Genomic DNA, 25,786 nt, shown 5'->3' with positions numbered 1-25,786 from the left:
CGTTTCCGGCCCTGGAAAGCCTTGATTGCATATGAAATACAATCGGCCAACCATACCATGCGCCAGGCGCCCCACCAAGCGTCCAGCCAGCCTCCCTGCCAGGCAGCCACGTTGCGCAGCCCGGGCTGCATGCGTATACTCGCGCTTCGCCTGATGCGGGTGTAGCTCAATGGTAGAGCAGAAGCTTCCCAAGCTTACGACGAGGGTTCGATTCCCTTCACCCGCTCCACCCCGCCTTATACCGAAGCCTGCCCTGCCTCCGCCGTCATCCGCCGCCATGCTGTCGTTCCGCTGAAGTCACTGGCCGCCATGCCGCGCCTGGGCAAGACGCCAAACTGACGACTACCGGGATGGGTACTGCACAATGAAATGGAATTCCGGCCGCCTGTGGCTGAAAGTATCGGTGTACACCGTACTGCTGTTCGCCACCGTGCTGGCAATGGCACTGACCCTGTTCTTCCTGCGCTTCGACAGCCAGAGCGTGCGCGTGAACCTGCAACGCTCGCTGGACGACACCCAGCGCACCGTCACCATCAACGGCTCGGTCCTGCCGATGGTCTTCCCCTCGCCCGGCCTGTCGCTGGGCGATGTCAGCATCAGCGACCCCGGCAGCAAGAACGAATTTGCCCGCATCGGCAAGATCCAGGCCCGCCTGGCATGGATGCCGCTGCTGTTCGGCGATCTGCAGATCACCCACCTGGAGCTGCATGACAGCACCTTCCACCTGCTGCGCGAAACCGATGGCTCGCTGAACTTTGCCGACCTGCTGCGCCGGCGCAAACCCAGCCGCTTCAAGCTGGACCTCGACACCATGGCGCTGCGCGGCACCACCATCCTGCTGTCCGACCGCGTCAACGGCATCAACAGCAAGCTGGAAGAAGGCAGCCTGGATGTCACCGGCCTGCACAGCGAGGCCAACCTGTCGTTCGGCGGCCGGCTGGCCAGCGGCAACCGCGTCATCAGCCTGGCGATGCAGGCGCCGTTCACCCGCCAGGACGACCAGATCAGCATCGACCAGCTGTCGGCACTGGCAATCAGCAGCACCGACAAGCTGGGCGAAGTGCGACTGAAGGCCGAAGGCAAGCTCAAGCTCAATTTCGGCAACCTGCTGGCCAGCGGCGAAAACCTCAAGCTGACACTGGACACCTCGCAGCCCAAGGGCCATGCCGAGGCGCTGCTGCCGGCAGTGAACGCCAGCCTGTCCGAGCTCACCACCCCGGCAGCCAGCATCAACGGCAGCATCGACTACGCCCGCACCCAGTACCGCTTCAACAGCCAGCTGGCCGATGTGCGCCTGAACCACGACGGCGCCGCCGCCAGCCAGCTGCAGAGCCAGCTCTCCTGGCAGGTGGGTGCGCATTCGCTGAATATGACGCTGCACGCGCCGCTGAGCCTGGCCAACTACAACCTGCTGCGCCTGCAGCCGCTGACACTGAGCACCCAGCTGAAGACCCCGGCGCTGCCGCGCGGCCAACTACAGGCATCGCTCGGCGGCGAGCTGGATGGCGACCTGAACGAAAGCCGCCTCAACCTGCGCGTGAGTGGCCAGCTGGATGGCGCCGCGCTGGCCGCCACCGCCACCCAGTACGGCTTCGTTTCGCCGCGGCATGAGGTCACCCTGTCGGTGGGCAAGCTGGACCTCAACCGCTACTTGCCGGAAAACCAGGGCGCGGAGACCGTGGCGCTGTTCAAGAACGGCACCCCGTTCCACCTGGACTGGATGGACTTCTTCGACCTGAACGGCAAGCTCAATATCGGCGAGCTGTCCATGGGCCGCTTCCGCATCCGCAATATCGGCGCCGATGTCAGCGTGCGCCCGGAAACCCTGGCGCTGGACAACCTCAGCGCCGACATCTACGACGGCTCGCTGAAAGGCTCGCTGCACCTGCTGCGCGACAAGGAGCCGCGGCTGCAGGTATCGCAACAGCTGCTGGGCATGCAGATCCGCCCGCTGATGCAGGACCTGTTCGACTTCAGCCGCGTGGAAGGCGCCGGCAACGGCTGGGTGCAGCTGGATGCGCACGGCAATTCGCTGGCGGCGCTGCGCAACAACCTCAATGGCAAGGTGGCGGTGCGGCTGGAAAAAGGCGCGCTCACCGGCATCGACCTCGCCTCGGCGCTGCGCAACCTGCCAACGGAGCTGAAGGACTGGAACATGACCGCGCGCGCGGACCAGAAAACCACCTTCTCGGCGCTGTCGGCGGCATTCGAGCTGCAAAACGGCGTTGCCCGCAGCCAGGACCTGAAGCTGGCCTCCTCGCTGGTGGATGTCAACGGCGGCGGAAAGATCGACCTGCCGCAGAACATCGTCGATTACACGCTGAACGTGCGCGCCAACCCCAAGGCCTTTACCCGGCTGGGCGGGGTGAACATTCCGCTGAAGATCACTGGCCCGATCAACCAGCCGGTGTACGCGCTGGACTTCAACTCCATCGTCAAGGGCAAGAAGACCCAGGGCGAAAAACAGCAGGCGCTGAAACAGGAGCTGAAGAACCAGATCAATGGCATCCTGCCGTTACCGGGCGACCGCTTTCACCAGAAGTAAACGCAGGCCATGAACGACAAAGCCCTTGCGCAGTGCGCAAGGGCTTTTTGTTTGCCGTAGCGTAGGTTGGCCGCAAGCTGCGGCCCACCTTGTGCCTATATCCGCGCGCCGGCTATTCCCCCTGCAGCAGCAGGCTTTCCGCCTGGGTCAGCGGGGCCGGCTTGCCCAGCAGCACCAGCACATCATCCTCGGCCAGCTCGAAATCGCGCCCCAGCTCGGTGTAGCGCGTACTGCCACGGCGAACCGCCTTGATCTGCACCCCCAGCGTCGGCAGCGGCAGGCTGCCCACGTGCATGCCGATGGCGCTGGCGCCCGGCAGCAGCTGCACGCTCAGCAGGCGTTCCAGCTGCTCATCGTCGATGCCGTCCACCTCGTCGGAAGCGCCGCGGAAGAAGCCCTTGAACAGGTCGTAGCGCTGCTCGCGCACGGTGCGGATGCGGCGCAGCACGCGGTTGAGCGGCACACCCAGCACCATCAGCGCATGCGACGCCAGCATCAGGCTGCCTTCCATCACCTCGGACACCACTTCGTCGGCACCGGCGGCGCGCAGCTGCGCCATATCGGTATCGTCGATGGTGCGCACGATCACCGGCAGGTCACGGCGCAGCTGGCGCACCACGTCGATGATGCGCTCCGAGGCGTGGGTGTCGGCAAAGGTGATCACCACCGCCTTGGCGCGCATCACCCCGGCCGCCATCAGCACCTCGCGCTTGCCGGCATCGCCGAACACCACCGCGTCGCCGGCCTCGCCCGCTTCGCGCACCCGCTCCGGGTCCAGATCCAGCGCAAAGAACGGGATGTCCTCGCTTTGCAGCAGGCGCGCCAGGTACTGGCCGCTACGGCCGTAGCCACACACGATCACGTGTTCGTTCTTCAGCATGCTCTGCACCAGGATCTGGTGCAGATCCAGCGACTGCATGGTCCAGTCCTGCTTGACCAGGCGCTTGGCGATGCGCTCCGCGTTCTGGATCAGGAACGGTGCGGCCAACATGGAGATCAGGATGCCGGCAATGGCCGCCTGCTCCAGCGCCGGCCCGAACAGGTGCAGGTTGCCGGCCAGCGACAGCAGCACGAAGCCGAACTCGCCGCCCTGCGCCAGCGCCAGGGCTGCCTTCAGCGCGTCCTTGCTGCGCTGGCCGAACAGCCGCGCCAGCGCCCATACCACCGCCAGCTTCAGCGGCAGCAGCAGGAACAGCACCAGCAGGATGCTGCCGGATTCGGAGAACAGCACGCTCACGTCCAGCCGCATGCCGACGGTAACGAAGAAAAAGCCCAGCAGGATGTCGCGGAACGGCTTGATGTCCTCTTCCACCTGGAAGCGGTATTCGGTTTCCGAAATCAGCATGCCGGCCACAAACGCCCCCAGCGCCAGCGACAAGCCGGCCAGCTGGGTGATCAGCGCCACCCCCAGGGTAACCAGCAGCACGTTGATCATGAACAGTTCGCCGGAACGCTGCCGCGCCACCAGGTGGAACCAGCGCCGCATCAGCTTCTGGCCGAACACCAGCAGCAGACTCAGCACCAGCACCACCTTCACCAGCGCCAGGCCCAGGTCCTGCCACAGGCTGCTGGAGTTGGCCGCAAACGCCGGCAGCAGGATCAGCAGCGGCACCACGGCGATGTCCTGGAACAGCAGCACGCCCATGGCCAGCTGGCCATGCGGTTGCGGCAGCTCAAGGCGTTCGGACAGCAGCTTGCTGACAATCGCGGTGGACGACATGGTCAACGCCGCGGCAATGGCAAAGCCGGACAGCACGCTGCCGGACAGCAGCGCGATGCCGCTACCCACCAGCAGCATGGTCAGCAGCACCTGCGCCAGCCCCAGGCCGAACACCAGATGGCGCATGGCCTTGAGCTTGGCCAGCGAAAACTCCAGGCCGATGGAGAACATCATGAACACGATGCCGATTTCGCCCAGAAACTCGGTTTCCGGACCCTCCGGCACCAGGTGCATCACACCGGGGCCGGCCAGAAAACCCACTACCAGGTAGCCCAGCATCGGCGGCACATGCAGCCGGCGACAGCCGGTGACGGCCAGTACGGCCACCAGCAACACCATTACTACGGGAAACAAGGAAGAGTGCATTATGTCGGGAAACTCCTGGCGCCAACCGGCGGTCACCTCGTGCACCCCCGTTTTCGTTGCGATACGGCGTTACTCACGAAAAATCCCTCCTTACATATCAAACATATGCTGCGTCGGGATTTTTCATTCGCGCCTTGTCTCGCTTGGAAACCGAGGCTGTCGAGGCGCCCGTTGACGCCCAAGCAAAAATTGCACCTGCGGGACAGGGGCCGATTATAAACTGTTATAATTACCGTCTATGGATAATGCGCTCAAACTACAGCGTCTTGCGCTGGCACGCGAGGTGTTGCACACCGAAGCCGACGCCATCGTCGCCCTCTCCAACCGACTGGGCGACGATTTTCTGGCCGCCCTCGACCTGATCCTGGCATGCCCGGGACGGGTGGTGGTGACCGGCATCGGCAAGTCCGGCCATATCGGCAACAAGATCGCCGCCACGCTGGCCAGCACCGGCACGCCGTCGTTCTTCATGCACCCGGCCGAAGCCGCGCATGGCGACCTGGGCATGCTCACCGAGCAGGACGTGCTGCTGGCGCTGTCCAACTCCGGCGAAAGCGCGGAAGTGGTCGCGCTGCTGCCGGCGGTAAAACGCAAGGGCATTCCCATTATCGCCATGACCGGCCGCCCGCAGTCCACGCTGGGGCGCGAATCCACCGTGCACCTGGATGCCGCGGTGGAAAAGGAAGCCTGCACCCTGGGCCTGGCCCCCACCACCAGCACCACCGCCGCGCTGGCGCTGGGGGACGCGCTGGCGGTGACGCTGCTGGATGCGCGCAACTTCAAGCCGGAAGACTTCGCGCTGTCGCACCCGGGCGGCAGCCTGGGGCGCCGCCTGCTGGTGCACATCAGCGACCTGATGCACAGTGGCGACGCGCTGCCGCGGGTACAAAGCGGCAGCTCGCTGAAAGAAGCACTGCTGGAAATGACGCGCAAGGGCCTGGGCATGACCGCGGTGGTGGACGCTGCCGACAGCCTTATCGGTATCTTTACCGATGGCGATCTGCGCCGCACACTGGACCGCACGCTGGACCTGGCCGGCCTCGCCATCGACGACGTGATGACGCGCCAGCCGCGCACCATTGCGGCCAACCTGCTGGCGGTGGAAGCCGTCAAGGAAATGGAACGCCGCAAGATCAACGGCCTGCTGGTGGTAGACCAGCAGGGGCGCCTTGCCGGCGCACTCAATATGCACGACCTGCTGAAGGCAGGCGTGGTTTAGGACTGCCCATGCAACCGATTACCGAACTGGCAAAACAGGTCAAGCTGCTGATCATGGATGTGGACGGCGTACTCACCGACGGCCGCATCTTCATCACCGCCAGCGGCGAAGAGCTGAAAGCCTTCAACACCCTGGACGGCCACGGCCTGAAAATGCTGCAGTCCACCGGCGTGCAGCTGGCCATCATCACCGGCCGCGCCGCGCCGGGCGTGGCACACCGCGCCCGCGGCCTGGGCATCGACCACTACTACGAAGGCGTGCACGACAAGCGCGCGGTGTTTGCCGAGCTGCTGCAGAAAACTGGCCTCACCGCCAGCCAGTGCGCCTACATCGGCGACGACGTGGTGGACCTGCCGGTGATGTCGCGCGCCGGCTTCGCGGTGGCGGTGCCGGATGCACCCAGCTTCGTGCGCCAGCATGCCCACTTCGTTACCGGCTGCAGTGGCGGCAACGGCGCGGTGCGCGAGCTATGCGAGCTGATCCTGCAGGCGCAGGGCAACTATGAGCGCCTGATGGCGGCCTACCTGGCATGAAGACCCGCGCCGGCAAACTGTTCCCGCTGGCCCTGCTCGTGGGCATGGGCCTGCTCACCTCCTGGCTGGACGTGCTGACCCAGTGGCAGCAGCCGGCGCAGCGCGAGCTCAACCCCAACCAGCCCGAGTACACCATCGAGCAGCTCACCGCCAAGCGCTTCGATGAACAGGGCCGCCCGTGGCAGCAGCTGGTGGCCACCCGCATGTGGAAGCTGCCCAAGGTGGAATCGGTATACTTCACGGCTCCCGACCTGAAACAGTACCAGCAGGGCGCACCGGACCTGCACATCACTGCAGACAGCGGCCGCTACAACCGGCCGCAGGACATCGCCGACTTCAGCGGCAACGTGCACCTGCTGCGCACCGGGCAGGCCGGCAAACCCGACATGACACTGCAGACCCAGGCACTGCGCCTGGACAACCGCAACCAGCTGGCCAGCTCGCATACCGAAGTGCTGATGAACTACGGCAACAGCCGGGTGCGCAGCGTCGGCCTCATCTATAACCATCAAGCCGGGCAGCTCAAACTGCTGTCCCAAGTAAGGATGCACTATGCGCCATAGCCTGATGCTCGCCCTGATTCTGGGCTTGAGCGGTGTTGCGGCCAACGTTTACGCCGAACGGGCCGACAGCAACAAGCCGATCGAACTGGCCGCCGACCGCGGCTCGCTGGACCAGAAGCAGGGAATCAACATCCTGGAAGGCAACGTGGTTGCCACCCAGGGCACGCTGACCCTGCATGCCGACAAGACCATCGTCACCCGCGACACGCAGGGCAACCAGACGCTGCAGGCCTTCGGCAACCCGGCCACCTTCCGCCAGAAAGTGGAAGGCAAGAACGAATACGTGGACGGCCAGGGCAGCCGCGTTGACTACACCAGCGCCAGCAACCAGGTCATCCTCACCGGCAAGGCGCGCGTCAAGCGCGGCCAGGATCTGGTGACCGGCGAGCAGATCACCTACAACACCGTCACCGAAATCTACCAGGTGGCAGGCAACAACCCGACGGCCAGTGGCGCCGCCAAGGGCCGCGTCACCGTGATCCTCCAGCCCAAGGCGCAGGAAAAGCCATGACGCAAAGCCGCCTGACCATCCAGCACCTGAAGAAAACCTTCAAGAAGCGTACCGTGGTGCAGGACGTGTCGATGGACATCGCCAGCGGTGAAGTCATCGGCCTCCTGGGGCCCAATGGCGCCGGCAAGACCACCAGCTTCTACATGGTGGTGGGGCTGATCGCCGCCGACGCCGGCAACATCAGCCTCAACGGCGAAGCCATCACCCACCTGCCCATCCACAAGCGCGCGCGCCTGGGCCTGGGCTACCTGCCGCAGGAAGCCTCCATCTTTCGCAAGATGACGGTGGAAGAGAATATCCAGGCGGTGCTGGAAGTGGCCGGCTACAGCGGCGAACAGCTGGACAAGGAGCTGGAGCTGCTGCTGGACGATCTCAACATCGGCCACCTGCGCGACAGCAATGCCATGGCGCTGTCCGGTGGCGAGCGCCGCCGCGTGGAGATCGCCCGCGTGCTGGCCACCCGCCCGCGCTTCATCCTGCTGGACGAACCGTTTGCCGGCGTGGACCCGATCGCGGTGATCGACATCCAGAAGATCATCTCCTTCCTCAAGGAGCGCGGCATCGGCGTGCTGATCACCGACCACAACGTGCGCGAGACCCTGCGCATCTGCGACCGCGCCTACATCATCTCCGAAGGGCGCGTGCTGGCTTCCGGCCTGCCGGCCGAACTGGTCAGCAACGAACAGGTGCGCCAGGTGTACCTGGGCGAGCACTTCCACTTGTAAAGCGGCATGAAACAGACACTGCAACTCAAAGTCAGCCAGCATCTGACCCTGACCCCGCAATTGCAGCAGTCGATCAAGCTGTTGCAAATGTCCACCCTGGACCTGTCCAGCGAGCTGGAACGCTACCTGCTGGAAAACCCGCTGCTGGAACGCGCCGACGGCGACGGCCCCGCCGAGCATGAGCCGGTGGAAGCCGGCAGCGGCAACGACACCGCCGGCGACAGCGGCGGCGAGGACGCGCCGCAGGAACGCGAACGCGAGCGCGAGGAAATGGACCTCAGCGACTGGGGCAGCGGCAGCGGTTCCGGCAGTGGCAGCCGCGATGACGACGACGAGTTCGACCCCATCCTCAACACCCCCTGCCGCCCTACCCTGCGCGAGCACCTGGCAGCGCAGATCGGCGAGCGGCCACTGAGCCGCCGCGACAGCGCGCTGCTGACGCTGCTGATCGACGAACTGGACGAAGACGGCTACCTCACCACGCCGCTGGATGAATTCGCCGCCAGCCTGCCGCTGGAACTGGACATCGACACCGACGAGCTGGAATACCTACGCAAGCTGCTGCTGCAGTTCGAGCCGGTAGGCATCGGCAGCCGTGATCTGGCCGAATTCCTGCAGCTGCAGTTGGCCGCATTGCCGGCGGCCACCCCGTCACGCGAGCTGGCGTTGACCCTGGTGCGCGAGCACCTGGCACTGCTGGGCAACCGCGACTACGTACGGCTGAAGAAACTGCTTGGCGTGGGCGAAGCCGAACTGCGTGCCGCGCACCAGCTGATCTCCACCCTGCGCCCGCGGCCGACCAGCGGCTTCGATCAGGGCGAAACCCACTACGTGGCGCCGGATATCCATGTGATTCGGCGCAACGGTCGCTGGATGGCCCAGCTCAACCGCGGCGCGCTGCCGAAACTGCAGGTAAATCAACTATATGCCGGCATGCTGCAACAGCGAGACAGCAGCCACAATCTCAGCGGCCAACTGCAGGAGGCGCGCTGGCTGGTGAAAAACATCCAGCAGCGATTTGACACTATTCTGAAAGTGTCGGAAGCTATCGTTGACAGGCAACAGGCGTTCTTTGAACACGGCGAAGTGGCCATGCGACCCCTGATTCTGCGCGACATCGCGGATGAACTCGGGCTGCATGAGTCAACGATTTCCAGGGTCACCACCCAGAAGTATCTGCTGTGCAGCCGAGGCCTGTTCGAGCTCAAATACTTCTTCGGCAATGCCCTGGAAACCGATAGCGGCGGCGAATGCTCCGCCACGGCGATCAAGGCGCATATCCGCCAGATCATCGATGGTGAAGACAACAGGAAACCGCTGTCCGACAGTGCCATCGCCGACCGCCTCACGGCACAGGGCATACAGGTTGCCAGGCGCACCGTAGCCAAGTATCGTGAAGCTATGCAGATACCGCCAGTTAACCTTCGCAAAGCACTTTAAAAGAAAGAGTGCGACGAAAACCCGGTACGGCCAGCCCGACCGTGCCGTCAACAGAAGGAGTCAGGGTATGAACCTCAAAATTACCGGTCTTCACCTCGAAATTACCCCGCCCCTGCGCGAATTCATCGAGAGCAAACTGGAACGCATCACCCGCCATGTCGATAACGTGATCGGCATCACCGTGACGCTGTCCGTGGATAAACTGGTACAAAAAGCGGAGGTCAATGTGCATCTGGCAGGCAAGGACATCCATGTCGAGGCAACCGACGCCGACATGTACGCCGCCATCGATGCCCTGATGGACAAGCTGGACCGTCAGGTTCTGAAATTCAAGGAAAAACAGGGGGAACACCGTAGCGTAACGCCGCAGGCAAACGCTGCCGATGCCGCCCTGTAAATCAGGACGACAGCAAGATGACAACGGGAGCCACAGGCTCCCGTTTTTGCTAGCCGCAACCACTGACCTTGCTATGGAAAACGCCGGACTCAGCGTAGAATGGCCGACGTTTTTCTGCCCCTCACAGATATCATGAGCTTGATCGGCAAGATTCTTCCCCAGTCGCACGTACTGGCCGACCTGGAAATCTCCAGCAAGAAACGGCTGTTCGAACAAATCGGCCTGCTGGTAGAGAACAGCTTCGGCATTGCGCGCAGCGATGTATTCGACAGCCTGTTCGCCCGCGAAAAGCTGGGCTCCACCGGCCTGGGCCAGGGCGTGGCCATTCCGCACGGCCGCCTCAAGAGCCTGAAGGACGCCACCGGCTTCTTCGTGCGCCTGAAAACCCCGATACCGTTCGAGGCGCCGGACGGCAAGCCGGTGAACCTGCTGTTCGTGCTGCTGGTGCCGGAGCAGGCTACCGACCTGCACCTGCAGGTGCTGTCGGAGTTGGCCCAGCTGTTCTCCAGCCGCAGCCTGCGCGAAAAGATGTGTTGCGCCGACAATCTCACCCTGCACGCCATGCTTTGCGAAGACAGCCACCATGCCTAATGTCAGTGTCCGCCGCCTGTTCCAGGACAATCAGCACAAACTCAACCTGAGCTGGATCGCCGGCAAGGCCGGTTCCGACAACCTGATTTCCAACGACGAACAGCGGCCGACACAGGCGCTGGTCGGCCACCTGAACTTCATCCACCCCAACCGGGTGCAGGTGCTGGGCCTGGCCGAGGTGGAATACCTGGACAAGCTGGAGCAGGCAGCGGCGCGCACCGCGCTGGATCAACTGTTCCACAAGACCATGGCGGTGGTGATCGTCGCCAACGGCCAGCCGGTGCCCAAGCTGCTGCAGGACTACTGCCAGAGCGACAGCGTGCCGCTGATGAGCACGCCGCTGGAAAGCCCGTACCTGATGGACGTGCTGCGCATCTACCTGGCGCGCGCACTGGCGGTATCCACCGTGATGCACGGCGTGTTCCTGGACGTGCTGGAAATCGGCGTGCTGATCATGGGCGACTCGGCAATGGGCAAGAGCGAGCTGGCGCTGGAACTGATCTCGCGCGGCCACGGCCTGGTGGCCGACGACGCGGTGGAGCTGTACCGCATCGGCCCGGAAACGCTGGAAGGCCGCTGCCCGCCGCTGTTGCGCGACTTCCTGGAAGTGCGCGGCCTCGGCATCCTCAATATCCGTACCATCTTCGGCGAAACCGCGGTACGGCCGAAGAAGGTGCTGAAGCTGATCATCCAGCTGATCAAGGCCAACGACCAGGCCATGCAGGCACTGGACCGCCTCAACATTCAGTCCGAAACCCAGGACATTCTCGGCGTCACCGTGCGCAAGGTGATCCTGCCGGTGGCCGCCGGCCGCAACCTGGCGGTACTGGTGGAAGCCGCGGTGCGCAACTACATCCTGCAGCTGCGCGGTATCGACAGCACCCGTGAATTCATCGACCGCCACACCAACCTGCTCCGGGACCAGGAACATGCAGCTGATCCTGATTAGCGGCCTGTCCGGCTCCGGCAAATCCGTGGCACTGCGGGTGCTGGAAGACGTCGGCTACTACTGCGTGGACAACCTGCCGGCCACCATGCTGGCCGATGCCATGGCGCTGTACAGCCAGTTCGGCTACCAGCACATCGCCATCAGCGTGGATACCCGCTCGGCACCAACGTTGGCCGCATTGCCGCAGGTGGTGGCCCAGCTGAAAGCCGGCGGCACCGACGTGCGCCTGCTGTACCTGGAAGCCACCAGCGAAGTGCTGGTGAAGCGCTTCTCCGAGACCCGCCGCCGCCACCCGCTGTCCGGCAACCGCCTGACGGTGGAGGAATGCATCCAGCTGGAACGCGAGATGCTGGAGCACATCGTGGATCTGGGCCACCGCATCGACACCAGCAACCTGTCGGCCAATGCGCTGCGCAGCTACGTGAAAGTGCTGGCCGAGGCCGACAGCAGCCGGCTGACCCTGGTGTTCGAATCCTTCGGCTTCAAACACGGCATTCCACTGGATGCCGATTTCGTGTTCGACGTGCGCTGCCTGCCCAACCCCTACTACGACGAAAAACTGCGCCCGCTCACCGGCCGCGACCAGGCAATCTGCGACTTCTTTGCCGGCGAGGCGGAAGTGGCGCAGATGCAGCAGGACATCGCCACCTTCCTGCAGCGCTGGCTGCCGCGCTTCAAGCAGGACAATCGCAGCTACGTCACCGTGGCCATAGGCTGTACCGGCGGCCAGCACCGTTCGGTCTACCTGACCGAAAGGTTGGCCGCAGGCTTTGCCGATGAGCAGGTGCTGCTGCGCCACCGCCAGCTGGATGGCCGCAGCGGCGACAGCCATAAATAAAAGCGGAGCCTCGCAGCGCCGCCAGTCTCTGCCTTGCCCCCGCATCGTCTTGCCTGCTGCCGCAAGACCATACCCAGAATCTGCCGGAGTCCGCCACGGATGAAACCTGACACCGTTACCGTTGCCCTTACCGGCGCCTCCGGCCTGCCCTACGGCTTGCGCCTGATCGACTGCCTGCTCGCCGCCGGCGTGCGGGTGTGGGTGCTGTACTCGCAGGCGGCGCAGGTGGTGGCGCAGCAGGAAATGAACCTCACCCTGCCCTCGCGCCCGGCCGAGCTGCAGCAATGGTTGGCCGCACGCTACCAGCCGGCGGACGGCCAGCTGCGGGTGTTCGGCCGCGAGGAATGGTTCGCGCCGCCGGCCTCCGGCTCCAACCCGGCGGACGCCATGGTGATCTGCCCGTGCTCGATGGGCACCCTGGCGGCGGTGGCACAGGGCATGAGCGACAACCTGATCGAACGCGCCGCCGATGTAACGATCAAGGAAGGCCGCAAGCTGGTGCTGGTGCCGCGCGAGTCGCCGCTGTCCGCCATCCACCTGGAAAACATGCTCAAGCTGGCGCGCCTCGGCGTGTGCATCCTGCCGCCCTCGCCCGGCTTCTACACCCACCCGCAAAGCGTGGACGACATGGTGGACTTCGTGGTCGCCCGCATCCTGGACCAGCTGCGCGTACCGCAGCAGCTGCAGCCCCGCTGGGGCGAGGAGCGCGCATGAACCCGCAAACCGACATGCTGGATCTGCCCGGCCTGCGCCAGCTGGAGCTGGCCGCCGATGCCGCCGGGCTGGCGCTGATGCAGCGCGCCGCCGACAGCATCGCCGCCTGGGTGAGCAAGCACTATCCGCCGGCCAGCCGCATCCTGGCGGCAGTCGGCCCCGGCAACAACGGCGGCGACGCGCTGTTCGCCGCCTGCCGCCTGCAACGCGCCGGCTACCAGGTGGACGTGCTGCTGCCAGCGGAAGGCAACGCCGCGGTACAGGCGGCGCTGGCCGAATGGCGGGCACTGGGCGGCAGCGTGCGGCCAACCTTGTCCGCCAGTGCCAGCGCACCGCCGCCGGAGCTGCTGCTGGACGGCCTGTTCGGCGTGGGGCTGACGCGCCCGCTGCAGGGCGAATGGCGCATGCTGATCGAACAGCTGGAACAGCTGCCCTGCCGCAAGCTGGCCATCGACGTGCCCAGCGGGCTGGATGCCGGCAGCGGCCAGCCGCAGGGCGTGGCACTGCATGCCGATGTCACCCTCAGCTTTCTGTGCCCCAAGCCCGGCCTGTACACCGCCGCCGGCCCAGACTACTGCGGCGAGGTAATCATCGATGACCTGGCCTGCCCGCCCACACTGTACCCGCCCGTTGCCGGCAGCCTGGCGCTGCCCGATGCCGCGCTGCTGCGCCGGCGCCGTGATTCGCACAAGGGCAGCCATGGCGTGCTCAGCATCATCGGCGGCGCGCCGGGCATGACCGGCGCCGCGCTGCTGGCCGGCCGCGCCGCGCTGGCCATGGGCGCCGGCAAGATCTTCGTGCACCCGCTGGACAGCGCGCTGACGCTGGACCCGCTGTGCCCCGAGCTGATGCTGCGCCCCTGGCAGCACAATCTGCTGATTCCGGACAACCACCAGCTGGTGGTGGGCCCGGGGCTGGGGCTCAGCGACCAGGCGCACGCCGCGCTGCAGCGCGCCCTGCTGCACCCCGGCACCCTGCTGCTGGATGCCGACGGCCTGAACCTGCTGGCCGCCGACCACAGCCTGCAGCAGCTGCTGCACCAGCGCAGCGGCGACACCATTCTCACCCCGCACCCGAGCGAGGCCGCTCGCCTGCTGGACAGCGATACCGCCAGCGTGCAGGCCGACCGCGTCGCCGCGGTGCGCGAGCTGTCGCAGCGCTTCGACTGCGTGGTGCTGCTCAAGGGTTGTGGTACCCTGCTGGCCCGCTACGGCCAACCCTACCGCCTGCTGACGCGCGGCAGCCCGTCGCTGGCGGTGGCCGGCCAGGGCGATGTGCTGGCCGGCGCCATTGCCGCGCTGCTGGCACAGGGCATGCCAGCGCTGGATGCCGCCCACCTGGCTGCCGACGTGCACGCCAGCGCCGGCGAGCATTACAGCGAGCAGGCCGGCGGCCCCATCGGCCTCACCAGCCACTGCCTGCTGCCGCTGATGACGCGGGAGCTGAATCACCGCATTTCGCGTTCCGGAGTTCCACCGTTTTGAAGCAACAAAGTAAAGCCTATCTGTTTGGTCTGTCCGCCGTACTTGCCTGGTCCACCGTCGCCACCGCTTTCAAAATCAGCCTGCAGCACCTGAGCCCGGCACAGCTGCTGCTGTACGCCAGCGCATTCTCGCTGCTGGCGCTGCTTACCATCCTCGGCTGGCAGCGCCGCCTGGGCGAGCTGCTGCCGGCGCTGCGCCGCCACTGGCGCCGCTCGCTGCTGCTGGGGGCGGTGAATCCCTTCGTCTACTACCTGATCCTGTTCCAGGCCTATGCGCTGCTGCCGGCGCAGGAGGCGCAGGCGCTGAACTACACCTGGGCGCTGACCATGACCCTGCTGGCGGTGCCGGTGCTGGGGCAGCGGCTGCGCACGCAGGACGCCCTGGCCGCCGTGGTGTGCTACGGCGGCGTGCTCACCATCGCCACCCGCGGCGCGCCGTTTGCGCTGCAGTTCAGCAACCTGCCTGGCGTCGGCTTCGCGCTGCTCTCCACCCTGCTGTGGGCCGGCTACTGGTTATTCAATACCCGCGACGAGCGCGAGCCGGTGATCGGCCTCACCCTCAACTTCCTGCTGTCGCTGCCGCTGACGCTGCTGTGGTGCGCGCTGCGCGGCGAGCTGCAGCCAGTGGCCTGGCAGGGCATCGCCGGCGCCGCCTATGTGGGCATGCTGGAGATGGGCTTTACCTTCGTGCTGTGGCTGTCGGCGATGAAGCTGACACAGAGCACCGCACGCATCGCCAACCTGATCTTCCTGTCGCCGATGCTGTCGCTATTCCTGATCAACCTGCTGCTGGGCGAGCCCATCCTGCCCAGCACGCTGGCCGGGCTGGCGCTGATCCTCGGCGGGCTGCTGCTGCAGAAGCTGCCGGTACGGCGGCCGCTGGAAGCGGTAAGCGAATACTGACGCGACCCATAAAACAATGCGGCCAACCCCGATGACTCAGGGTTGGCCGCATGCTTTCCGGTTGCCGGAGGATCAGGCTGCGCTGCCCGCCTTCGGCTCGCGCAGGCCCGGCGGCAGCGCGAAGGTGATGCTCTCCTCCACGCCTTCCAGCTCGCTGACGTTACCGGCGCCGTAGGCCTTGATCTGCTCGATCACCGCCTGCACCAGCACCTCCGGCGCGCTGGCACCGGCGGTCACGCCCACCTGGCGCTTGTCGGCAAACCATTCCGCCTTCAGCAGGCTGGCGTTGTCCACCATGTAGGCGTCCACGCCGCGCAGCGCCGCCACTTCGCGCAGACGGTTGGAGTTGGAACTGTTGGGCGAGCCCACCACGATGACGATGTCGCACTGGTCGGCCAGCACCTTCACCGCGTCCTGGCGGTTCTGCGTGGCGTAGCAGATATCGTCCTTCTTCGGGCTGTGAATCGCCGGGAAGCGAGCCTTCAGCGCCTCGATGATGTCGCGGGTTTCATCCACCGACAGCGTGGTCTGGCTGACGTAGGACAGCGCATCCGGGTGCTGCACCTGCAGCTTCGCCACGTCGGCCACGGTTTCCACCAGGTACATGTGGTCGTCCACCTGGCCCATGGTGCCTTCCACTTCCGGGTGGCCGGCGTGGCCGATCATGATGATCTCCATGCCGGACTGGTGCATGCGCTTCACTTCCACGTGCACCTTGGTCACCAGCGGGCAGGTGGCGTCGTACACGGTGAGCCCCAGTGCCTCGGCCTCCTGCCGCACCGACAGCGGCACGCCGTGGGCGGAGTAGATCAGCGTGCTGCCGGCCGGCACGTCCTTCAGTTCCTCGATGAACACCGCGCCCTTGGCACGCAGGTTCTCCACCACGAAACGGTTGTGCACCACTTCGTGACGCACGTAGATAGGCGCGCCGTACAGCTCCAGCGCGCGCTCGACGATGGCGATGGCACGGTCCACGCCGGCGCAGAAGCCGCGCGGGTTGGCCAGCATGATGGTTTTCGTCATCGGAATGTCCTTGCAAGAAAAGGTTGGCCGCAAGGCGGCCAACGGGTCAGTGCTGCGGCTTGTGCAGGCTGTCGATCACCATCAGCGCCGCACCGACACAGATGAAGCTGTCGGCCACGTTGAACGCCGGGTAGTACCAGCTCTGCTGCCAGTGCACCAGGATGAAATCGATGACATGACCGTGGATCATGCGGTCGATCACATTGCCCAGCGCGCCGCCGATGATGAACGACGCCGCCAGGTTCATCAGACAGCCGAAGCGGCCCAGCATGATGTTCCAGCCCAGCCAGCCGGACACACCGAAGGCCAGCAGCGTGAAGAAATACTTCTGCCAGCCGCCGGCGCCGGCGAGAAAGCTGAACGCCGCGCCCGGGTTGTACAGCAGGGTGAAGTTCAGCACACCGGGGATGACCTCGCGCTGCTCGCCGAACTGGTAGCTGCCGTTGAAGTAGATCTTGGTGAGCTGATCCAGCACGATCACCAGCAGCGCCAGAGCGAACCAGCGCAGGCTGCGCTTGGCTGCCGGCGAGCCGGCAGCCGCGGGGCTGGCTTTAAGCATGGATACGCGCCTCGCCTGCACCGTCGATATTGTCCACGCAACGGCCGCATACGGTTTCGTGGCCGGCATGCGCGCCCACGTCGGCACGGTAATGCCAGCAGCGCTCGCACTTGGCGTGGCCGGACGGCGATACCGCGATACGGGTCTCGGCGCCCTGGCTCAGCTTCACGCCCGACACGATCAGCACGAACTTGAGATCGTCGCCCAGGCTGGCCAGCTGCTGGTACAGCTCGCCGGAAGCCACCACTTCCAGCTCGGCCTGCAGCGAGGAACCCAGTTGCTCGGCACTGCGCAGTGCCTCGATCTCCTTGTTCACCTCGGCGCGGAAATCGCGGATTGCCTGCCACTTGGCCACCAGGGCGGCTTCGCTGCCGGCGGCCGGGTTCGGGAACTCGTGCCACACGTGGTACAGCGGGGTTTCCTCCTCGCTGCCCAGCAGCACCTGCCAGGCTTCGTCGGCGGTGAAGCACAGTACCGGCGACAGCAGCAGCAGCAGGCTACGGGTGATGTGGTACAGCGCGGTCTGCGCGCTGCGGCGGGCATGGCTGTCGGCCTTGGTGGTGTACAGGCGGTCTTTCAGCACGTCCAGGTAGAAGGCGCCCAGGTCTTCCGAGCAGTAGTTCACGATCTCCTGCATGGCGTGGTGGAAGGCGTAGCGCGGGTACAGCTCGCCGGTTACCTTCTCCTGCATTTCCTTGGCCATCATCAGCGCGTAGCGGTCGATCTCCGCCAGGCGCTCGTACGGCACGGCGTTTTCCATCGGGTCGAAGTCCGACAGGTTGGCCAGCAGGAAGCGGATGGTGTTGCGCAGGCGACGGTAGCTCTCGGTCACGCGCTTGAGGATCTCGTCGGAGATCGCCAGCTCGCCGGAGTAGTCGGTGGAAGCCACCCACAGGCGCAGGATGTCGGCACCCAGGGTGTCGTTTACCTTCTGCGGCGCCACCACGTTGCCCTTGGACTTGGACATCTTCATGCCCTTGCCGTCCACCACGAAACCGTGGGTCAGCAGCTGCTGGTACGGCGCGCGGCCGATGGTGGCGCAGCCGGTGAGCAGCGAGGACTGGAACCAGCCGCGGTGCTGATCGGAGCCTTCCAGGTACAGGTCGGCCGGCCAGGCCAGTTCCGGGCGCTGCTTCAGCACCGCGAAGTGGGTGGAGCCGGAGTCGAACCACACGTCCAGGGTATCGCTGAGCTTGCGGTAGTTGGCCGCATCCTCACCCAGCAGTTCGGCCGCATCCAGGCTGAACCAGGCTTCGATGCCCTGCTGCTCGATGCGCAGCGCCACCTGTTCCAGCAGCGCGGCGGAATCCGGGTGCAGCTCGCCGCTTTCCTTGTGCACGAAGAAGGTCATCGGCACGCCCCAGTTGCGCTGGCGCGATACGCACCAGTCCGGGCGGTTGCCAATCATGGCTTCCAGGCGGGCACGGCCCCAGGCCGGGAAGAATTCGGTGCTGTCCACCGCCTGCCGGGCGCGCTCGCGCAGTACCTGGTCGTCGTTGCCGGCCTTGTCCATGCCGATGAACCACTGCGCGGTGGCGCGGAAGATGATCGGGGTCTTGTGGCGCCAGCAGTGCGGGTAGCTGTGCAGCAGCTTGTCCTGCTGGATCAGCGTGCCCTGCTCGATCAGGGTTTCGATGACTTTCGGGTTGGCTTCCCACACCGACAGGCCGGCGAACAGCTCGGTGTTGCTCTTGTAGCGGCCGTTGTCGGCTACCGGGTTTTCCACCGGCAGGCCGTACTGCTGGCCCACCTGGAAGTCTTCCAGGCCGTGCGCCGGCGCAGTGTGCACCAGGCCGGTACCGGCATCGGTGGTAACGTGGTCGCCACAGATGATCGGTACTTCGCGGCTGTAGAACGGGTGCTGCAGGCGGATCAGATCCAGCTGCTCGCCCACGGTTTCGCCCAGCACGGTCGCACCTTCAAAGCCGTAGCGCTTCAGTGCCGACTCGGCCAGCTCCTTCACCAGGATCAGCTTGCCCTTGGGGGTGTCGATCAGCTGGTAGGTAAGGCTGGCGCTGACCGCTACCGCCTGGTTGGCCGGCAGGGTCCACGGCGTGGTGGTCCAGATCACCGCGTAGGCGTCATCCACGCTGCCTTGCAGGCCGAAGGCTACGGCCAGCTTGTCGCCTTCCAGCACGCGGAAGCCCACGTCGATGGCCGGCGAGGTCTTGTCTTCGTATTCCACCTCGGCCTCGGCCAGCGCGGAGCCGCACTCGATACACCAGTGCACCGGCTTCTCGCCCTTCATCAGGTAGCCGTTTTCGTAGATGGTGCCGAGGGTGCGCACAATGTCGGCCTCGGTCTTGAATGCCATGGTCAGGTAGGGGTTGTCCCAGTCGCCCAGCACGCCCAGACGGATGAAGTCCTTCTTCTGGCGGGCGATCTGCTCGCTGGCGTATTCGCGGCACAGTTCGCGGAACTTGGCAGCCGGGATTTCCTTGCCGTGCAGCTTTTCCACCATCAGCTCGATCGGCAGGCCGTGGCAGTCCCAGCCCGGCACGTAGGGAGCGTCGAAGCCGGATTGGGTCTTGGAGCGGACGATGATGTCCTTCAGTACCTTGTTGACGGCGTGGCCGATATGGATGTCGCCGTTGGCGTACGGCGGGCCGTCGTGCAGGATGAACTTGGGACGACCGGCCGCGATCTGGCGCAGCTTCTGGTAGCGCTGCTGTTCCTGCCAGCTTTTCAGCCAGGCGGGTTCACGTTTGGCCAGATCACCGCGCATGGGAAACGGGGTGTCCAGCAGGTTCACGGTCTTGCGGTAGTCGATGCTCATGCCTGGTCTCGTTGCAAACTGTTCAAATAGGTTCTGGCACTGGCGGCGTCGTGTTCGATCTGCGCCACCAGCTCGTTCAAATCGTTAAAGCGCTGTTCGTCCCGCAGCTTGTGCAGGAAATGCACGGTCAGACGCTGGCCGTACAGATCACCCTGGAAGTCGAACAGGTAGACCTCCAGCTTGTAGTGCTGGCTATCGGTCACGGTAGGATTCTTGCCCAGGCTGGCCACGCCGCCCAGTCGCCCGGCCGGGGTATCCACCTGCACCACGAACACGCCTTCCAGCGGCGGGCGGCGGTGCGGCAAGTGTACGTTGGCGGTGGGGAAACCGATGGTGCGCCCCAGCTTCTGGCCATGCATCACCTTGCCGGACACCTGATAGGGGCGCCCCAGCAGGCGCGCGGCGCTATCCAGGTCGCCTGCGGCCAACCTTTCGCGCACCAGGGTGCTGGAGGCGCGCTCACCGGCCACCAGCACCGACGGCATCGCCTCGATGACGAAGTCGCCGCACGACTGCAGCAAGGCAAAGTCGCCCCTGCGGTCTGCGCCGAACTGGAAATCGTCACCGATCAGCAGGTAGCGGGTTTTCAGCTCCTGCAGCAGCACCTGCTGCACGAAGTCTTCCGCTGCCATGCGCGAGAACGCATGGTTGAAGCGGTAGATAAAAACGTAGTCAACCAGATCGCCCTGGGCGAGGAACTGCAGCTTGTCGCGCAGCACGGAAAGACGCGCCGGCGGCTGGCCCTTGGCAAAGAATTCACGTGGATGCGGCTCGAAGGTCAGCAGCGCGGTGGGCAGGCCACGCGCATTCGCTTCCTCGCGCAGCCGAGCCAGCATGCGCTGATGCCCCAGGTGCACGCCATCGAAGTTGCCTATGGTCAAGGCACAGGGCGGCAGGTCGAAACGGCAAGGGCTTCCCAGAAACGCACGCATGGTTGCACTAAAACAAGGTAAAGGGCGATTTTAACCAGCCAACCCCGACAACGCCAGTCAAACGCCCAAACAAAAAGCCCCGGCAGGGCCGGGGCTTTTGCAATGAAGATCAGCGATTTAGCCGATTACTTCACTTGTTCCTGCTTGGCGGTTTCAACAGTTACGTCGAAACGACGGTCGCCGGCCAGGCAAGCGATCAGGTCAGCACGCTTCTTGAACTTCTTGGCGGTGCATTCTGCGGTCAGCTTGGCTTCGGACTCGCCCTTGCCGATGGCAGTGATCTTGTCGGACGGTACACCAGCGGATACGAAGTAGTCCTTAACAGCGTTGGCACGCTTCTCGGACAGGGCCTGGTTGTACTTGGCGGAACCCAGGTAGTCGGTGTGGCCGGTGATGGTCACGGACTTCAGCTGGTTGTCGGACTTCAGGCTGTTGGCCAGGTCGTTCAGCTGCTGGTTGCCTTCGATGATCTTGGCGCTGTTGAACTGGAACAGGCCTTCAGCGGACAGGCTTACGTTCTTGGTCACGTACTGCGGAGCAGCCGGAGCCGGAGCCGGGGCCGGAGCCGGGGCCGGAGCAGCAACTACCGGCTTCGGTGCTTCGCGATCGCCACACTCAACCAGACCGTCACGGGCCTTGTCGTAGGTGGTCGGCAGACGCCAGCATTCGCCGTATGCGTTCTTGATAACGTTGGTGTTCTGGCCATCAACGGAATAGCCTTGGTTTGCTGCAGCCATCGCAGCAGTAGACACCAGCAGGGAGGCAAGCAGGGCGCTCAGTTTGATCGATTTTTTCATGTTGGATCCTCTAAGTTGATGCAAGCATCACGGTGTGAAACCTGTTCTTTAAAATGAGCTTTTTAAAGGGAACAGTCTGATTCCAGCTATCACGCTTGCGTCTGGAAGGTAAAACAAACGCATCCTGCGTGACTATAGAAAACCAATAACCATCATGTCAATGTCGCATTTTTAAAAAATCATAAAAAAAGCAACACTTTGGCATGCGGATGTATTGATATTATCCATATAAGTTGCCGGAAAGACACACCTCAATTCGAAACACGCCGTTTAAGCAACGGTACCGGTTTGAGTACGGTCCCCTGGTACTGTTCACTAAAATCGGCCAAGCCGTCCAGCGCCTCTGCCGCTGAGCGATCCTCGCGGATGGCAAAAGCGTCAAAGCCTACCTGCGCCATATACGACAGCTGATCGCGCAAGACATCGCCAACTGCGCGGAGTTCCCCGCCATAGCCCAAACGTTCGCGCAGAATGCGCGCAATGCTGTAGCCACGGCCGTCGGCAAACGCCGGGAAGTCGACGGCGATCAGCTGCAGGCTGGCCAGATGCGGCTGCAGCGCCAGCGGGTCGCTGTCGGGCGACAGCAGCACTGCCAGCCCGCCCTGGTGACCGGCGGCGGCCACCTGCAGAAAACGCGCCAGCGGCAGGATCACGTCATCGCCGGGGGCAAAGCTTGCCTCGGCATCGCGCAGCAGCTGCCAGCTGTCGTCGGCGACCAGGGCGCCCTGCTTAATCAAGTTTTGCATATACACGCTCCTTGAACGGATCCAGGCCGATACGGCGCACGGTCTCGATAAAACGCTCACCTGCGAGACGCTGCTCAAGGTAAAGCTTCATGATTTTTTCAAACGCGGTCGGTACGTCGGCCTGGGCAAACGACGGGCCGATCACCTTGCCGATGGCGGCCTGGTTGCCCTGGCTGCCGCCCAGCGTGATCTGGTACCACTCCTCGCCGTTCTTGTCGACGCCGAGAATGCCGATGTTGCCGATGTGGTGGTGGCCACAGGCGTTCATGCAGCCGGAGAAGTTGCAGTCGATCTCGCCCAGGTCGAACAGGTAGTCCAGGTCGTCGAACTTGCGCTGGATCGCCTCGGCCACCGGAATGGAGCGGGCATTGGCCAGCGAACAGAAGTCGCCGCCCGGGCAGCACACGATGTCGGTGAGCAGGCCGATGTTCGGGGTGGCGAAGCCATGTTCCTTCGCCAGCTGCCACACCTGGTACAGGTCGCTTTCGCGCACATCCGGCAGGATCAGGTTCTGCTCGTGCGCCACGCGCAGTTCGCCAAAGCTGTAGCGGTCGGCCATGTCGGCGGCCACGTCCATCTGCTCGGCGGTGATGTCGCCCGGCGGTACGCCGGTCTTCTTCAGCGACAGCACCACGGAGCGGTAGCCCGACTGCTTGTGGGCGTGGGTATTGCGCTCCAGCCAGCGGGAGAACGCTAGCTCACCCTGCTGTTTGGCCACGAAGTCGGCAGGGTTGGCCGCAAGCGCCTGGTAGGCCGGGTCAGTGAAGAAGGCGGCGTAGTAGGCCACGTCGGCATCGCTGAGGGTGGACGGGCCATCCTTCAGGTGCAGCCATTCGTCTTCCACCTTGGCGGCGAACGCTTCCACGGTCATTGCCTGCACCAGGATCTTGATACGTGCCTTGTACTTGTTGTCGCGGCGGCCGAAGCGGTTGTACACGCGCAACACGGCATCCAGGTAGGTCAGCAGATGGCGGGTCGGCAGGAACTCGCGCACCGCCTTGCCCACCATCGGAGTGCGGCCCAGGCCGCCGCCCACGATCACGCGGAAGCCGACTTCACCGGCTTCGTTGCGTACCACGTGCAGGCCGATATCGTGCACCCAGCTGGCGGCACGGTCTTCCAGGCTGCCGGACACCGCGATCTTGAACTTGCGCGGCAGGTAGGCGAACTCGGGATGCAGCGTGCTCCACTGGCGGATGATCTCGCAGTAGGCGCGCGGGTCGATCAGCTCGTCGGCGGCCACGCCGGCGAAGGCGTCGGTGGTGGTGTTGCGCACACAGTTGCCGGAGGTCTGGATGGCGTGCATTTCCACTTCGGCCAGCTCGCCGAGGATGTCGGGCACGGTTTCCAGCGCCGGCCAGTTGAACTGCATGTTCTGCCGGGTGGTGAAGTGGCCGTAGCCGCGGTCGTAGGTACGGGCGATGTGCGCCAGCTTGCGCAGCTGGGTGCTGTTGAGGTGGCCATAGGGAATGGCGACACGCAGCATCGGCGCATGGCGCTGAACATACAGGCCGTTCATCAGGCGCAGCGGGCGGAATTCGTCCTCGCTCAGCTCGCCGGCCAGGAAACGCCGGGTCTGGTCGCGGAACTGGGCAACCCGCTCACGCACCAGGCGGTGGTCCACTTCATCGTACTTGTACATGCAGAAACTCTCTTGTGCAGGTCTGCCGCAGTATGCGGCAGACCGGGGGTGATTCCGGATTAAGCGGGGCGCTTGAGCGGGCTGGCCTTCACGTGCAGGCCGCACTCCTTGCTGTCGGGGTTTTCCCACCACCAGCGGCCGGCACGGATATCCTCGCCCACCGCGATCGGGCGGGTACAGGGCGCACAGCCGATGGACGGCACGTGCTTGTCGTGCAGGCTGTTGTACGGCACGTCATTGGCGCGGATGTATTCCCACACTTCTTTTTCGGTCCAGTCCAGCAGCGGGTTGAACTTCATCAGGCCGTTGTCGGCGTCGAATTCGGCTTCCGGCAGGTCGACACGGGTCTGCGACTGCTGGCGGCGCAGGCCGGTGATCCAGCCTTCCAGCCCGGACAGCGCACGCTTGAGTGGTTCGATCTTGCGGATGTGGCAGCAGCCCTTGCGCAGCTCCACGCTATTGTAGAAGGCATTGATGCCGTTCTGGTTCACATAGGCTTCCAGCGCGGCGGCATCCGGGTAGTACACACGCACCGGGTTGGCCGGGTAGCGTTCGCCCACCTTCTGCATCAGGTCATAGGTTTCCACCGGCAGGCGGCCGGTGTCCAGGCTGAAGATGCCGATAGGCAGCTGCAGGGTAGCGATCAGGTGCGTCAGCACCATGTCCTCGGCACCAAAACTGTTGGCCAGCGCCACCTTGCCGTGCTTGGCGGCGATTTCTTTCAGCAACGCTTCGGTATGGGCGAGCTTGTCGGCAAGGCTCATCGGGGGCTCCAGGGCATACTTGTAGAGTGTGCGATGGTAGCCAAAGCCTTTAATTCCGAAAAGAATATTGTGTTAGTATTTAATTACTATCAGTTTTAAAGGGGCGCTCATGAAACTCCAGCAACTGCGCTATCTGGTGGAAGTCGCCAAGCAGGGCCTGAACGTATCGGAAGCTGCCGAGAAGCTGCATACCTCGCAGCCCGGCATTTCCAAGCAGATCCGCCTGCTGGAGGACGAACTGGGCATCCAGGTGTTCATCCGCAACGGCAAGCGCGTGGTGGCGGTATCGGAGCCCGGCAAGGAGGTGCTGCGCATCTCGGAGCGCATCCTGCGCGAGGCACAGAACCTCAAGCGCGTGGGCGAGGAGTTTTCGCGCGAGGCGGAAGGTTCGCTGACCATCGCCACCACCCACACCCAGGCACGCTATGCGCTGCCGAAAGTGATCAGCGCCTTCGTGCAGCGCTACCCCAAGGTGCGGCTGTCGATCAAACAGGGCAGCCCTACGCAGATCTGCGACATGGTGGTATCCGGCGAGGCCGACCTGGCCATCGCCACCGAGGGCATCTCGCTGTACAAGGAACTGGCGATGCTGCCCTGCTACCAGTGGAACCGCAGCGTGGTGGCACCGCAGGGGCACCCGCTGTTCTTGCTGGAGCGCGAACTCACCCTGGCCGACATCGCCAGCTACCCCATCATCACCTACGATTTCGCCTTTGCCGGCCGCTCCAAGATCAACCAGTCGTTCCACGACGCCGGCCTCAGCCCCAATGTGGTGCTTACCGCCATCGATACCGACGTGATCAAGACCTATGTGCGCCTGGGACTGGGCATCGGCATCATCGCCAGCATGGCGTTCGAGCCGGCGCAGGATCAAGGGTTGGCCGCACTGGATGCCGGCCACCTGTTCGAATCGTCCACCACCAAGATCGGCCTGCGCAAGGATGCCTACCTGCGCGGCTACGCCTATACCTTCATCGAGCTGTTTGCCCCGCACCTGACACGCAAGGCGGTGGACGGCGCGCTGCATCACAGCGAAGAGGAAGTGTAGGC

24 protein-coding genes and 1 tRNA gene are annotated in these 25,786 nt (G+C 64.4%); 16 read left to right on the top strand and 9 right to left on the bottom strand.

Annotation, left to right across the window (positions count from 1 at the left end; genetic code table 11):
* Positions 1-155: 155 nt before the first annotated feature.
* Together PSELUDRAFT_RS09390 and PSELUDRAFT_RS09385 are read left to right on the top strand one after the other, a co-directional pair.
* Positions 156-229: transfer RNA gene (locus tag PSELUDRAFT_RS09390), tRNA-Gly, on the top strand.
* A 135-nt stretch (positions 230-364) separates the two neighbouring features.
* Entirely contained in the window at positions 365-2,545 is a 2,181-nt protein-coding gene (locus PSELUDRAFT_RS09385) for an AsmA family protein (protein ID WP_088966597.1), read from the top strand.
* A gap of 112 nt (positions 2,546-2,657) precedes the next feature.
* On the opposite strand, the gene PSELUDRAFT_RS09380 is transcribed toward PSELUDRAFT_RS09385, so the two are convergent.
* On the bottom strand, positions 2,658-4,631 hold the full coding sequence (locus tag PSELUDRAFT_RS09380) for a monovalent cation:proton antiporter family protein (protein ID WP_088966596.1): 1,974 nt from the start codon (positions 4,629-4,631) through the stop codon (positions 2,658-2,660).
* 238 nt (positions 4,632-4,869) lie between these two features.
* Here PSELUDRAFT_RS09380 and PSELUDRAFT_RS09375 point away from each other — a divergent pair, with 238 nt between their 5' ends.
* From PSELUDRAFT_RS09375 to PSELUDRAFT_RS09315, 13 genes are all read left to right on the top strand, one after another.
* Entirely contained in the window at positions 4,870-5,850 is a 981-nt protein-coding gene (locus tag PSELUDRAFT_RS09375) for a KpsF/GutQ family sugar-phosphate isomerase (protein WP_088966595.1), read from the top strand.
* Between the two features lie 8 nt (positions 5,851-5,858).
* Positions 5,859-6,383: an HAD family hydrolase gene (locus PSELUDRAFT_RS09370; protein ID WP_088966594.1), complete on the top strand. Its 525-nt coding sequence runs from the start codon at positions 5,859-5,861 to the stop codon at positions 6,381-6,383.
* Positions 6,380-6,946 (top strand): LPS export ABC transporter periplasmic protein LptC, encoded by a 567-nt coding sequence (gene lptC, locus PSELUDRAFT_RS09365; RefSeq protein ID WP_088966593.1) that lies wholly within the window; start codon positions 6,380-6,382, stop codon positions 6,944-6,946. The genes PSELUDRAFT_RS09370 and lptC overlap by 4 nt, the downstream gene beginning before the upstream one ends.
* A complete protein-coding gene (lptA, locus tag PSELUDRAFT_RS09360) occupies positions 6,936-7,457 on the top strand; it encodes a lipopolysaccharide transport periplasmic protein LptA (protein ID WP_088966592.1) in 522 nt (173 codons plus the stop codon). The genes lptC and lptA overlap by 11 nt, the downstream gene beginning before the upstream one ends.
* The gene (gene lptB / locus PSELUDRAFT_RS09355; protein WP_088966591.1) at positions 7,454-8,182 is read left to right on the top strand and encodes an LPS export ABC transporter ATP-binding protein; all 729 of its coding nucleotides are present in this window, start codon (positions 7,454-7,456) and stop codon (positions 8,180-8,182) included. Before lptA ends, lptB begins: the two co-directional genes overlap by 4 nt.
* 6 nt (positions 8,183-8,188) lie before the next feature.
* The gene (locus PSELUDRAFT_RS09350) at positions 8,189-9,622 is read left to right on the top strand and encodes an RNA polymerase factor sigma-54 (protein ID WP_088966590.1); all 1,434 of its coding nucleotides are present in this window, start codon (positions 8,189-8,191) and stop codon (positions 9,620-9,622) included.
* Positions 9,623-9,689: 67 nt separating this feature from the next.
* On the top strand, positions 9,690-10,019 hold the full coding sequence (gene hpf / locus PSELUDRAFT_RS09345) for a ribosome hibernation-promoting factor, HPF/YfiA family (protein WP_088966589.1): 330 nt from the start codon (positions 9,690-9,692) through the stop codon (positions 10,017-10,019).
* Positions 10,020-10,151: 132 nt separating this feature from the next.
* On the top strand, positions 10,152-10,610 hold the full coding sequence (locus PSELUDRAFT_RS09340; RefSeq protein ID WP_088968451.1) for a PTS sugar transporter subunit IIA: 459 nt from the start codon (positions 10,152-10,154) through the stop codon (positions 10,608-10,610).
* Complete coding sequence (hprK, locus tag PSELUDRAFT_RS09335; protein WP_088966588.1) at positions 10,603-11,559, top strand: HPr(Ser) kinase/phosphatase; 957 nt, start codon at positions 10,603-10,605, stop codon at positions 11,557-11,559. Before PSELUDRAFT_RS09340 ends, hprK begins: the two co-directional genes overlap by 8 nt.
* A complete protein-coding gene (rapZ, locus tag PSELUDRAFT_RS09330) occupies positions 11,540-12,397 on the top strand; it encodes an RNase adapter RapZ (protein ID WP_088966587.1) in 858 nt (285 codons plus the stop codon). The genes hprK and rapZ overlap by 20 nt, the downstream gene beginning before the upstream one ends.
* Before the next feature lie 99 nt (positions 12,398-12,496).
* Complete coding sequence (locus PSELUDRAFT_RS09325) at positions 12,497-13,111, top strand: flavin prenyltransferase UbiX (RefSeq protein ID WP_088966586.1); 615 nt, start codon at positions 12,497-12,499, stop codon at positions 13,109-13,111.
* Positions 13,108-14,595, top strand: coding sequence for an NAD(P)H-hydrate dehydratase (locus PSELUDRAFT_RS09320; protein ID WP_231895348.1), 1,488 nt, complete (start codon positions 13,108-13,110; stop codon positions 14,593-14,595). The genes PSELUDRAFT_RS09325 and PSELUDRAFT_RS09320 overlap by 4 nt, the downstream gene beginning before the upstream one ends.
* Complete coding sequence (locus tag PSELUDRAFT_RS09315) at positions 14,592-15,497, top strand: DMT family transporter (RefSeq protein ID WP_088966585.1); 906 nt, start codon at positions 14,592-14,594, stop codon at positions 15,495-15,497. Before PSELUDRAFT_RS09320 ends, PSELUDRAFT_RS09315 begins: the two co-directional genes overlap by 4 nt.
* A gap of 72 nt (positions 15,498-15,569) precedes the next feature.
* Here the strand turns inward: PSELUDRAFT_RS09315 and ispH are convergent, their stop codons facing one another.
* The 8 genes from ispH to PSELUDRAFT_RS09275 all read right to left on the bottom strand — a co-directional run bounded on the left by ispH (position 15,570) and on the right by PSELUDRAFT_RS09275 (position 24,736).
* Positions 15,570-16,520, bottom strand: coding sequence for a 4-hydroxy-3-methylbut-2-enyl diphosphate reductase (gene ispH / locus PSELUDRAFT_RS09310; RefSeq protein WP_088966584.1), 951 nt, complete (start codon positions 16,518-16,520; stop codon positions 15,570-15,572).
* A 46-nt stretch (positions 16,521-16,566) separates the two neighbouring features.
* Positions 16,567-17,079, bottom strand: coding sequence for a signal peptidase II (lspA, locus tag PSELUDRAFT_RS09305; RefSeq protein WP_088966583.1), 513 nt, complete (start codon positions 17,077-17,079; stop codon positions 16,567-16,569).
* Positions 17,072-19,855: an isoleucine--tRNA ligase gene (ileS, locus tag PSELUDRAFT_RS09300; protein WP_088966582.1), complete on the bottom strand. Its 2,784-nt coding sequence runs from the start codon at positions 19,853-19,855 to the stop codon at positions 17,072-17,074. The genes lspA and ileS overlap by 8 nt, the downstream gene beginning before the upstream one ends.
* Positions 19,852-20,787: a bifunctional riboflavin kinase/FAD synthetase gene (locus tag PSELUDRAFT_RS09295; RefSeq protein ID WP_088966581.1), complete on the bottom strand. Its 936-nt coding sequence runs from the start codon at positions 20,785-20,787 to the stop codon at positions 19,852-19,854. Before PSELUDRAFT_RS09295 ends, ileS begins: the two co-directional genes overlap by 4 nt.
* A 125-nt stretch (positions 20,788-20,912) precedes the next feature.
* Positions 20,913-21,584 (bottom strand): OmpA family protein, encoded by a 672-nt coding sequence (locus tag PSELUDRAFT_RS09290; protein ID WP_088966580.1) that lies wholly within the window; start codon positions 21,582-21,584, stop codon positions 20,913-20,915.
* Between the two features lie 251 nt (positions 21,585-21,835).
* Positions 21,836-22,330, bottom strand: coding sequence for a DUF934 domain-containing protein (locus PSELUDRAFT_RS09285; RefSeq protein WP_088966579.1), 495 nt, complete (start codon positions 22,328-22,330; stop codon positions 21,836-21,838).
* Entirely contained in the window at positions 22,314-23,972 is a 1,659-nt protein-coding gene (locus PSELUDRAFT_RS09280; protein ID WP_088966578.1) for a nitrite/sulfite reductase, read from the bottom strand. The genes PSELUDRAFT_RS09285 and PSELUDRAFT_RS09280 overlap by 17 nt, the downstream gene beginning before the upstream one ends.
* Positions 23,973-24,031: 59 nt before the next feature.
* On the bottom strand, positions 24,032-24,736 hold the full coding sequence (locus PSELUDRAFT_RS09275; protein WP_088966577.1) for a phosphoadenylyl-sulfate reductase: 705 nt from the start codon (positions 24,734-24,736) through the stop codon (positions 24,032-24,034).
* 109 nt (positions 24,737-24,845) lie between these two features.
* On the opposite strand from PSELUDRAFT_RS09275, the gene cysB reads away from it, so the two are divergent.
* On the top strand, positions 24,846-25,784 hold the full coding sequence (gene cysB / locus PSELUDRAFT_RS09270) for an HTH-type transcriptional regulator CysB (protein WP_088966576.1): 939 nt from the start codon (positions 24,846-24,848) through the stop codon (positions 25,782-25,784).
* Positions 25,785-25,786 lie beyond the last annotated feature (2 nt).

The sequence above is a fragment of the Vogesella sp. LIG4 genome, from assembly GCF_900090205.1.
In the GTDB taxonomy this organism is placed as follows: Bacteria; Pseudomonadota; Gammaproteobacteria; order Burkholderiales; family Chromobacteriaceae; genus Vogesella.
The sequence above is the reverse complement of the archived record's forward strand: the minus strand, read 5'-3'. Positions and strand labels throughout refer to the sequence as shown.

What these genes read in the sequence shown, in the direction of transcription:
- PSELUDRAFT_RS09295 (WP_088966581.1), bottom strand. Translation starts at nt 20,787, where the DNA reads ATGCGTGCGTTTCTGGGAAGCCCTTGCCGTTTCGACCTGCCGCCCTGT.
- lspA (WP_088966583.1), bottom strand. Translation starts at nt 17,079, where the DNA reads ATGCTTAAAGCCAGCCCCGCGGCTGCCGGCTCGCCGGCAGCCAAGCGC.
- PSELUDRAFT_RS09350 (WP_088966590.1), top strand. Translation starts at nt 8,189, where the DNA reads ATGAAACAGACACTGCAACTCAAAGTCAGCCAGCATCTGACCCTGACC.
- cysB (WP_088966576.1), top strand. Translation starts at nt 24,846, where the DNA reads ATGAAACTCCAGCAACTGCGCTATCTGGTGGAAGTCGCCAAGCAGGGC.
- PSELUDRAFT_RS09375 (WP_088966595.1), top strand. Translation starts at nt 4,870, where the DNA reads ATGGATAATGCGCTCAAACTACAGCGTCTTGCGCTGGCACGCGAGGTG.
- PSELUDRAFT_RS09290 (WP_088966580.1), bottom strand. Translation starts at nt 21,584, where the DNA reads ATGAAAAAATCGATCAAACTGAGCGCCCTGCTTGCCTCCCTGCTGGTG.
- PSELUDRAFT_RS09320 (WP_231895348.1), top strand. Translation starts at nt 13,108, where the DNA reads ATGAACCCGCAAACCGACATGCTGGATCTGCCCGGCCTGCGCCAGCTG.
- PSELUDRAFT_RS09285 (WP_088966579.1), bottom strand. Translation starts at nt 22,330, where the DNA reads ATGCAAAACTTGATTAAGCAGGGCGCCCTGGTCGCCGACGACAGCTGG.
- PSELUDRAFT_RS09340 (WP_088968451.1), top strand. Translation starts at nt 10,152, where the DNA reads ATGAGCTTGATCGGCAAGATTCTTCCCCAGTCGCACGTACTGGCCGAC.
- hpf (WP_088966589.1), top strand. Translation starts at nt 9,690, where the DNA reads ATGAACCTCAAAATTACCGGTCTTCACCTCGAAATTACCCCGCCCCTG.
- PSELUDRAFT_RS09370 (WP_088966594.1), top strand. Translation starts at nt 5,859, where the DNA reads ATGCAACCGATTACCGAACTGGCAAAACAGGTCAAGCTGCTGATCATG.
- lptB (WP_088966591.1), top strand. Translation starts at nt 7,454, where the DNA reads ATGACGCAAAGCCGCCTGACCATCCAGCACCTGAAGAAAACCTTCAAG.
- PSELUDRAFT_RS09385 (WP_088966597.1), top strand. Translation starts at nt 365, where the DNA reads ATGAAATGGAATTCCGGCCGCCTGTGGCTGAAAGTATCGGTGTACACC.
- lptA (WP_088966592.1), top strand. Translation starts at nt 6,936, where the DNA reads ATGCGCCATAGCCTGATGCTCGCCCTGATTCTGGGCTTGAGCGGTGTT.
- PSELUDRAFT_RS09280 (WP_088966578.1), bottom strand. Translation starts at nt 23,972, where the DNA reads ATGTACAAGTACGATGAAGTGGACCACCGCCTGGTGCGTGAGCGGGTT.
- ileS (WP_088966582.1), bottom strand. Translation starts at nt 19,855, where the DNA reads ATGAGCATCGACTACCGCAAGACCGTGAACCTGCTGGACACCCCGTTT.
- rapZ (WP_088966587.1), top strand. Translation starts at nt 11,540, where the DNA reads ATGCAGCTGATCCTGATTAGCGGCCTGTCCGGCTCCGGCAAATCCGTG.
- ispH (WP_088966584.1), bottom strand. Translation starts at nt 16,520, where the DNA reads ATGACGAAAACCATCATGCTGGCCAACCCGCGCGGCTTCTGCGCCGGC.
- PSELUDRAFT_RS09325 (WP_088966586.1), top strand. Translation starts at nt 12,497, where the DNA reads ATGAAACCTGACACCGTTACCGTTGCCCTTACCGGCGCCTCCGGCCTG.
- lptC (WP_088966593.1), top strand. Translation starts at nt 6,380, where the DNA reads ATGAAGACCCGCGCCGGCAAACTGTTCCCGCTGGCCCTGCTCGTGGGC.
- PSELUDRAFT_RS09275 (WP_088966577.1), bottom strand. Translation starts at nt 24,736, where the DNA reads ATGAGCCTTGCCGACAAGCTCGCCCATACCGAAGCGTTGCTGAAAGAA.
- PSELUDRAFT_RS09380 (WP_088966596.1), bottom strand. Translation starts at nt 4,631, where the DNA reads ATGCACTCTTCCTTGTTTCCCGTAGTAATGGTGTTGCTGGTGGCCGTA.
- hprK (WP_088966588.1), top strand. Translation starts at nt 10,603, where the DNA reads ATGCCTAATGTCAGTGTCCGCCGCCTGTTCCAGGACAATCAGCACAAA.